An 8,257-nucleotide genomic window follows, 5' to 3' on the forward strand; every position below is an offset into this window, starting at 1 on the left:
TCATCGTGATGATGCCTTTCGAGTGGGATGTGAGAGTTTCCTCGAAGGATCACACGGTGACCGCGCTCACATCGCAAGCGACGAGCTCGGCCACCGCGGGCTACACCACGTTAAGGGGCACTACTAGTAGCGGTCGCCACGCTTGCTGAACCATATGAAACTGTTGACGCGGCAACCCCTGTAATCGCGACGGCCGTAAGCAGTGTCTGAAGTTTTCGGTTCAATTACGGTCCGCCGTTCATCTTGATTACGCAAAACGTTTTATCTACATATAGTGGCTCCTGGCATGGCGTCGCAACACTTCGTCGGAACCGGCATCATCGTCTGGTGTTAGTAGTCTTTGCACATGGAGGCTCGCACCATTGAGAGGCCGAGCGACTCTGGGCTTACGCGGTTCGGTGTTGCAGGATGGGTCGCGTGGAGCGTGCTAGCCGGGCTGGTGTTGGCTAGTGCCCTCCAGGCCTCCCTCGAACGACGGTCCGAGTCGTGCCACGGACAAGATCCGGCCGATGCGCGGACTTGGGTTTTCCGCCTCGTGCCTCTTGGGCAGACATGTGCAGACGACCTTGCCGCTGGCGGTTCAGTTGCTCAGATCGCGTTGACCTCGGTAGCCCTGTTGGCTGCGGCAGTCGGAGTCTTGTCCCTGGCACTGCTTATTGCACGGTGGCGCCGCAGTAGGATGCCGATGGCCTGCGGTTGTCTCCTCGTCGCGGTGACGGCCGGATTAGTACTCGCTGGGATCTCGGCAAGCGCCCGCATCGCCACCGGCATTCCCTATTCCGAGAATCCAGGCGTGTCTCTGAGCATCACCTTGGCTGCAGCTGCCGCCTTTGTGGTCGGCTTCGTTGTATCGGCTATCGGCGGCGTGGTTGTCGCTGTTGTCCGGGCTTCGCGCAGCTGACGCCATCTCGAGTCGGGATGTCATTATAAGCGAAGATCAGATGGCTGCACATGCCAAAGATTAGAACAGCTGATCTATCCTGTACCGGTGGGTACGAACAGGCGGTACCCCGATCTCGGGGCGCAACTGGCCGAGCAACGGCACCTCTGGGAAGCGCGCGAAGGGTGAGCTGCAGATGCTCAGCATGGAGCAGCTGCAACTGCACCGTCAGGTGGTCTCAATCGCACCGGAGCGTTCGATGATGTGGGCCCTGGCGTGGCTGAGGTTCGGTGATGTGGGCCCTGGCGTGGTTGAGGTTCGGTGACACCGACGTGCGGTGCACCGTGCGGGTGCTGCGCTGGACCCAGGATGCCGTTGGCGTGCAGATCGACGTCGACGGCGAGCTCCTGAAGTGCTCGATCTGGGCAGGGCGCCTGCCCCCATCTCGGAGAGCGCTCGGACGCTTGGGCCTAACGACGCTGTGCTGCGCCCGTCACCAACAACTCGGACCCTATTCGACGACTGCCTCACCCGCAGCTCGGAGAAGATCGGCGAGCCAGACGAGAGCGTACGATGTGGCGGCCGAGGAGTTTTCAACGACGCGCCCGACGTTCTGGAGTGAATCGGTCAACTGGCCCACGGTGAACTCGGTCGGTTCTGCGTACACACTGCGGCGCTGTTCCGCGGGTATTTCCCAGAACATGTCCGTGTCGACGGCGACGGACGATCCGCTTGTCTCCTCGAGGTGGTCGAGGAGCAGGTTGGCTGCGCGCCGAAGCGTCTCGATAGGTATTTCGACTTGTTGTTCCACCATCTACCTCCAAGGAGCTTTTGGACTTGATTCTGGAATGCGCGAAGCTCGGCTTCAAGATGCCGTGTTCGGCCGTCGATGATGCGCTGTCCCTACGAATGGCGAAGTTGAGGGTCAGGTCTTGAACGGCCACTCGTCGGGATAGGCGAACGGCACTGCCACAGCCTGGACCTCGTCTTCGTATGTGATCCTCCCTGGAGTGGTCGTCCGTAGCTCGACCCATCGCACGCCGTACCGGTCCAGCAGATCGAGGTATCGCCGCGTGAACTCCAGCAACTCTCCCGCCGAGGTCTTGAACCACGATCGCGCGCCAGGGTTCACGATCGGGTCATAGCAGTCTGCGATGACCCTCGTCGGATCCAGACAGGCCGCGTTGGCCTGGTCATTCGATGCGCGCACCCAAGCGGCATCCTCACGCGTCAGTAGCAGATCACGTGCGAGGCCATTCGCGAGCGCGAATACGCCCGGAAACGTCCCACGGCGATTCGGGACCATGCTCTGATAGCGAACGAACTCGACCACCGTCCGAATCTAGGTGACCGTTCCGGACTTGATGAACGAGACAAGGGCACCCCCCCGAAAACGGGCGGAGCTAAGCGGACGACTGCGGGGGGCGGGGGTTGGTGGCCAGCGCCCGCTGCACCGCGGTCGGGCTGACTCCGAGTACGTGGGCGATGTGGGTGATCGTGCGGCCCACCTGCCGCAGCTCCACCGCCATCGCGACCTTCTCTGGGGTCATCACCGTCGGCCGGCCCGGCCGGCGCCCTACGGCGGCAGCCTCGGCCAGGCCTTCCCGGGTGGTGATCCCCGCCAGCCGGCGCCGTAACCCGTCCAGCGCCCCGATCACCTCCGCGGGATCCGTCACGAACCCCGTCCCGGTGCACAGTGCCGGTTCCGTCAACGACCGGAACGCGATCCCGCGGGCGGTCAGGTCTTGGACGGTGGACACGAAATGGGTCACCGCGTGCGAGAGTCGGGCGGCGCTGGTCACCAACAAGGTGTCACCCGGTTCGACCACCCGCAGGCACTCGCGCAGACCGGGCCTGCTCCGCACATCCGCGGTGTGATCATCCATGAAGACCTGCACCGCCCCCGCGGCTGTCAGCTCGCCGGCATCCGCCGCGGTTCCCGCATCCGGGAACAGCTCACGGGTGTAGCCGACCAGGCGGGTCACCGGGATACGCCCCCACGCTCCGGCCGCCCGGGCGACACAACCGGCGCCGCAGCGTCCACCTGGGGACCTGTCGGCAGCGCGCGCCGCAGCGCGACCAGCCGGGCGACCGTCTCCCGATCGAGCGTGGCCGCGAACGCGCTCCCGGCTGGCACCTGCAGGTTCGGGATCACCTCGCGCAGCGACACCTGGTGAAGATCCACCAGCAGCTCGGTCACCTCCATCGGGATGTCACGCCGCGTGGACGCGTACCGGGAGATCTGCCCCAACTCACTCAGCCACTGCGTCGCATCGAACCGGCCAAGGGGAGCGGACACCGCCGCCTCCCACACGGCCGCCGCACCGCCGTGGCCCGGCGTGCGTGTGCGAGGGGTGCCGTCGAACAGCATCCTCCCGTGCCGGTCGAGCACCGTGATCCGGTCCACCGCGTCCGCAGTGTCGAACGCAGTCAGCACGGCGCGAGTGCCGGCCAGCCCGGCGTCGTGGACGTCCCGGTTGATCAGGCGCGCGGGCAGGCCTGCTTGGACATCCCGCAGGTAGCGGGATGTCACCGTCATCAGGCTCTCCGCACGGGATGAGGCGAGGACAACCAGTCGGGTCTGAAACCCTTCCGCCGCGTACCGGGTCACGGTCGCTGCCGCGGCCGCCGGGTCGGCGAAGCTTCCCTCCAGCAACAGCGATCGGTGGTTCTCCCGCGCGTACCGCATGCCCTCTCGCAGCCACGCCGAGGTCGCCTCCACCTCGTCGGCGTCCTCGGTCACGTCCATCGCGGTCGGGTTCAGGGCGCGTGGATGAAACGCTCGCAGGTCGTCGGCGTTCAGCACGGTCATCTCTGGATGCTCGGCAAGCAACATGCCCGTCGCTTGCGACGTCCCGGAGCCGGGCTGACCGGTCAGCAGAATGAACACCGGCGGACCGGCGGAGTCTGTGCGGGAGAAGTAGACGGGCCGGATCTGCTCCCGCCAGATCTCCTGCACTGCGTCCGCCGGGACGCTCATCCGCGGTCTCCTGTCAGCTCCGCGATCCTGCGGTCCAACCGGTCGGCCAGCTTCGCGACCGCGCCCCGGTCGTACCCGTCGACCTCGAACACCTCACGCCGGATCGCCGCGACGTCCGCGAGTGTTTCACCGGAGGCGTCTGTCCCCAGGGTGGTGCGGGCCAGGAGTAGCCCGATCAGGGTCGTCGCGGCCTCACGCATCCGTTCATACGCGACCACATCGTTCACGCGCCATGATGAGCTCCCCGCCAAGGCTGCCTCCACCGCCATGCTAGCGGTCCACCCGAAAAGGTCATCCCACTATTTACGACGACACCCGACTCATGTCGCGACAAACGCCGCCTCGGCCGGGACCGCGAGCTCGATACCATCCGCCCCTGACGCAGGCGTCGAGCTCGACGGGAGCTGCAGAAATTGATCGCCTGGGACCAGGAACCGAGATGGCCAGACACCTATCCATCACCGCGTCACTGGGCGTGCCGTGTTCTTCTGCGACTCGCACTCGCCCTGACAATGCGGCTCCAACCAACACCCGAACGGGCCCTGCTACGCGACTACTTCCCCAAAGGGGCCGAGCTCGGCAAGCAGCCCTCGGCACACCTCGCCGCCGTCGAGAACGAGATCAACATGTGGCCGCGCGTCATACTGATGGACCGTGCGCCGGCGGCCGAGTTCGAGGCCCTGCTAGCCTCGCTCAACCATCGAGTGTTGCGACGTTGAATGGAAACCACCCCGTCGTCTTGGCCTAGAGCTCAAGCGTCGAGTACAGAAGTCATCCCCGAGCCCGTCGATCGGGCGCTCATGAACGCGAACGGGACAGGTCCGCGTCCACGAGCGCCCTACGGAATCCAGGTCTTCGGCAGGTCAGGGCATCGGGTGAACCGACCGTCTCCGAATTTGCCGTGGGAGACTGGCTGTCAACGGATTCGCTCGCCGAGCTGGGGGAGCGTTCACATAGTCAAGCGCGAAGGCTACCCCCGCAACCCCCATGAACAGTGAATTTGATGATAGGAGGTGCGACGGAGTCGACTGCTCCCGAATGAGTCGATCAGACTTCGCGAGTAACGAATCGCGAAGGCGGCGCGTCCTTGCAGAGTTGGCACCCGTGACGTCTGCCGAGACCACCACGGCGCCCGCAAGTCCGTGACACAAAGTCAGATCCAGCGGTTCGCCATAGCGTTCCCAGCTCTCGACATCCGCGGGGTCAACCAGCCCTCCTGCCAACCCGTCGGCCAGCAGGATGCCCGACGCGCCATGGCACCACGCATCGAGTACTTCACTTGACATGTTCGATCGCAAGTCTCGCCACCGCCCTGCCGCTGTGCGCAAAGCCCCCTGGCTCACCAGCGCGGAGCTATGAAGGTCGGCCCCGAGGGCGGTATCTCGCCACAACCCAGTCGCCGCTGCTATGCCGGCTGCTCCATGCGCGAATCCGCCCAGAAGATCATCATTGGCGCCGGTCTTCCACCACCTGAACCCGCGATCATCCCGCACCGCAGTGTCTCTAATATGGTCGAGAAGGCGGGCCGCAAGCGGCGCTGCCCATTCCCCACCAAGGCCCGCGTCTCGCATTTGCCCGAGCAGTAGAAGTAGGCCTGCGCTCCCGGAGAATACGTCCGCCATCTCCTGCTTCACACACAGGTCGACTGAATCGGTCAACCCCTCGCGTACAACTTCCGCAACGTCCTCCCGCGGGGTCCAACCTCCCTCAGCAGCGCACGTCAATGCATAGACCGCGCCAGCACCCCCCATATAGAGTCCAAACCGCGCGGTCACGCGCTGCCATTCGATGACGCCAGCACGAATCTCTTCAATTAGCGAAGCGCGAAGTTCGACAGTCCGCTCGTCCTCGCGCCCAGTCTGGAGCGTCGCAAGAAGCAGACCAGCCTTGCCGTGATAAAGATCGTACTGAGGCTGATCGAGCGCAATTCGACCGGGCACCTCCTCGATCAGATTCGACCAGGAGAGCGCAGGCTCCCCATCGGAAGGCGGGCTCATCCAGATGCGCTGCATTACCCGACCATAGGCATCAACATCACCTCCACCCTCTACACGCACCCACCCAGGCGGGAGATGCACTGCCAGAGAGTTCGCCACCTCCTCTCGGTCGATCAGCCGAGCTCTAGCGTCTTGGAGCTCACTCAGCCGGAACTCAAGCTCCTGCGCTCCCGCAACTTGTACTGGCCACACAGCGCGACCCCGTGGTGATTCAACGGTTGAAGAGTGGAACCCTGCGTGAAACGACGGGATGAATCCATCGAGTAGCGCGGCATGCTCTTCGACGTGAGCCGCCGAATCGCGTTCGTCACCGCTGCGCACGAGAATCTCAGACATCTCGTTCGCGAATGATTTCGGATCTATGAGGTACCGGGGGTGCGCTAGGCGCCGCATTACGTCTAAATAGAACCTCGTCGGCTTACGCACAACTCTCGATCGAAAATTTCCGCATTGCTCCGCCCACGTGCGAATTAGTTCCGCGGAATTCGACATAGCGCGCTGGCAGTCAGTGAATCCGTCCTGAAAGGAGCGTACTGCACCCTCCGTGCTGAGGATGCTCGATTGGAGGGCAAAACTCGCCTCCTCTTCTCTCGCATGATAGACGAGGGCTGCTTCATCGGTCCCGTCGTTGACAAGGTGGTGCGCGCCACCCGGGAATCTTCTCCCCTCGCCAGCCAACGGGCTCCACAGAACCGCGAATGACCCGGGCGAGTCCGCCGCCGGGAGGATCGAGGATCGCGAAAGCGGAACGCGCTCATGGCGAAGCCGATCTGGGCCAGCGAGGTTGGTGGAGAGGCGTGGCGAGAGCCCGCATTCTAGATCTACAGGAACTGGTCCACTGTCAGTCGATAGGAAGTTTTCGAAATGGAGATCGGTCGTGTTTAGATAGTGAAAGAACGCCAGCCATGCCCCGAAGACATATGCGAGTCTGACAGGGTCTACAGGATCCTCGGCGGACTCTAGAAACTCCGAAACGACATATTCAAGAGCCCTCGTTGTGTTGGGCAAGCGAAGAGGGTGCGTGAGAGACTGCGAGACCTCTCGTGCAACAAGTGCGGCAAGCTCGTCAAACTCCCACGGTCGCCGTTTCAGAACGATCCTTCTACCGCTTCCCAGCGTGACGATAGCGGATTGTTGCCCGCTGATGTGACTGTCGCCGACAAACTCAATATCCGCCACCGAACCTTCAGATGAGTATTGAGACTGCTCGATTGCGCGCTCGATGTTGTTCGCCGATACAACTAGGTGCTCAGTTTGGGCGCGAAACCACCGAGCAAGCGAAGGATACTTTTCGAAGAGGTAGTTCCGATACGTGGTTGTCCTCAGCGCGCGAACGAAATTCGCGTAGCGAGAGGTAGCGTCGGGGCCGTGAAGTCGGCCGGTACTTCGAGCAAGGTTGATCTCAAGCACAAGGACGCGCAGGTATAGCGGCTGGAACTGCATCATCCCGGCTACCACTGCGCTTAGAACATGTGGCTCAACGTGATAGGTCTCATTTAGATGACCGACGACCAAGCTTCGCAGCCCCTCTGTTGCAAGCCCGGCCGTGGGCCCCTCTGGCGCGGGAGTGTTCTCGAACCACTCGGCCTCTGGAGCGAGACGGGATCGCTGAAGTGGGTCGGCATCAAGTTGCACGCCATCACGGAGTGACATCGGTTCGTCGACGAGCATCCCGCGCCGCTGCTCAGCAACCACAGAAGCCACCCGTCGTGGTGATCGGCCCGCACGCTGTCGTGCAGTTGGCTCCCGCAGTACAGCCGCAGGTGCTCCCCGTACACGTGGTCGTGGTCGGCTGCGCCGCGGCAATCGAGAGGGCCGCAACCGCCTCCGGGTCGAAGAGGAAGTCGAAGTCCTCGAACATGCCGATCGGATTCTCGTCAACATCGCCGAAGATCCACTTTTCACTGAGCACGGATGTACCACTCATCTGAGTTCTCCTTTTCGTTTTTGATTGTTGGGGTGTGGGCGGATCAACCGCACACGCTTAGGTGCCGCTCCGGGCACAGATCACGACGGCCCATTCAGATCAGACGACATCGCCGCGGCAAAGACGGGCCCGAGCCCCGCTGATGGCACGGAGCTCGGGCCCATGTCCGCTGCTGCCGCGGACGCTATGTACTAGCAGCCGCAGAAGCCGCCCGTCGTGGTGATCGGCCCGCACGCTGTCGTGCAGTTGGCTCCCGCAGTACAGCCGCAGGTGCTCCCCGTACACGTGGTCGTGGTCGGCTGCGCCGCGGCAATCGAGAGGGCCGCAACCGCCTCCGGGTCGAAGAGGAGTAGTGCCCCTTAACGTGGTGTAGCCCGCGGTGGCCGAGCTCGTCGCTTGCGATGTGAGCGCGGTCACCGTGTGATCCTTCGAGGAAACTCTCACATCCCACTCGAAAGGCATCATCACGATGA

The 8,257-nt window shown here is 63.3% G+C and carries 7 protein-coding genes; all 7 read right to left on the minus strand.

Annotated features, from left to right (window positions below; genetic code table 11):
• Positions 1-1,391 precede the first annotated feature (1,391 nt).
• The 7 genes from AC0NZN_RS18230 to AC0NZN_RS18260 all read right to left on the minus strand — a co-directional run bounded on the left by AC0NZN_RS18230 (position 1,392) and on the right by AC0NZN_RS18260 (position 7,784).
• On the minus strand, positions 1,392-1,691 hold the full coding sequence (locus tag AC0NZN_RS18230) for a hypothetical protein (RefSeq protein ID WP_474593745.1): 300 nt from the start codon (positions 1,689-1,691) through the stop codon (positions 1,392-1,394).
• A gap of 114 nt (positions 1,692-1,805) precedes the next feature.
• On the minus strand, positions 1,806-2,090 hold the full coding sequence (locus tag AC0NZN_RS18235; protein WP_474593746.1) for a hypothetical protein: 285 nt from the start codon (positions 2,088-2,090) through the stop codon (positions 1,806-1,808).
• A 193-nt stretch (positions 2,091-2,283) separates the two neighbouring features.
• A complete protein-coding gene (locus AC0NZN_RS18240) occupies positions 2,284-2,865 on the minus strand; it encodes a recombinase family protein (protein WP_474593747.1) in 582 nt (193 codons plus the stop codon).
• Complete coding sequence (locus AC0NZN_RS18245) at positions 2,862-3,860, minus strand: zeta toxin family protein (protein WP_474593748.1); 999 nt, start codon at positions 3,858-3,860, stop codon at positions 2,862-2,864. Before AC0NZN_RS18245 ends, AC0NZN_RS18240 begins: the two co-directional genes overlap by 4 nt.
• Complete coding sequence (locus tag AC0NZN_RS18250) at positions 3,857-4,087, minus strand: hypothetical protein (RefSeq protein ID WP_474593749.1); 231 nt, start codon at positions 4,085-4,087, stop codon at positions 3,857-3,859. The genes AC0NZN_RS18245 and AC0NZN_RS18250 overlap by 4 nt, the downstream gene beginning before the upstream one ends.
• A gap of 636 nt (positions 4,088-4,723) precedes the next feature.
• Complete coding sequence (locus AC0NZN_RS18255; RefSeq protein WP_474593750.1) at positions 4,724-7,528, minus strand: DUF4135 domain-containing protein; 2,805 nt, start codon at positions 7,526-7,528, stop codon at positions 4,724-4,726.
• 13 nt (positions 7,529-7,541) lie between these two features.
• Complete coding sequence (locus AC0NZN_RS18260) at positions 7,542-7,784, minus strand: hypothetical protein (protein ID WP_474593751.1); 243 nt, start codon at positions 7,782-7,784, stop codon at positions 7,542-7,544.
• Positions 7,785-8,257 lie beyond the last annotated feature (473 nt).

The organism is Microbacterium sp. sgz311019 (genome assembly GCF_056135325.1).

What these genes read in the sequence shown, in the direction of transcription:
- AC0NZN_RS18260 (WP_474593751.1), bottom strand. Translation starts at nt 7,784, where the DNA reads ATGAGTGGTACATCCGTGCTCAGTGAAAAGTGGATCTTCGGCGATGTT.
- AC0NZN_RS18245 (WP_474593748.1), bottom strand. Translation starts at nt 3,860, where the DNA reads ATGAGCGTCCCGGCGGACGCAGTGCAGGAGATCTGGCGGGAGCAGATC.
- AC0NZN_RS18255 (WP_474593750.1), bottom strand. Translation starts at nt 7,528, where the DNA reads ATGCTCGTCGACGAACCGATGTCACTCCGTGATGGCGTGCAACTTGAT.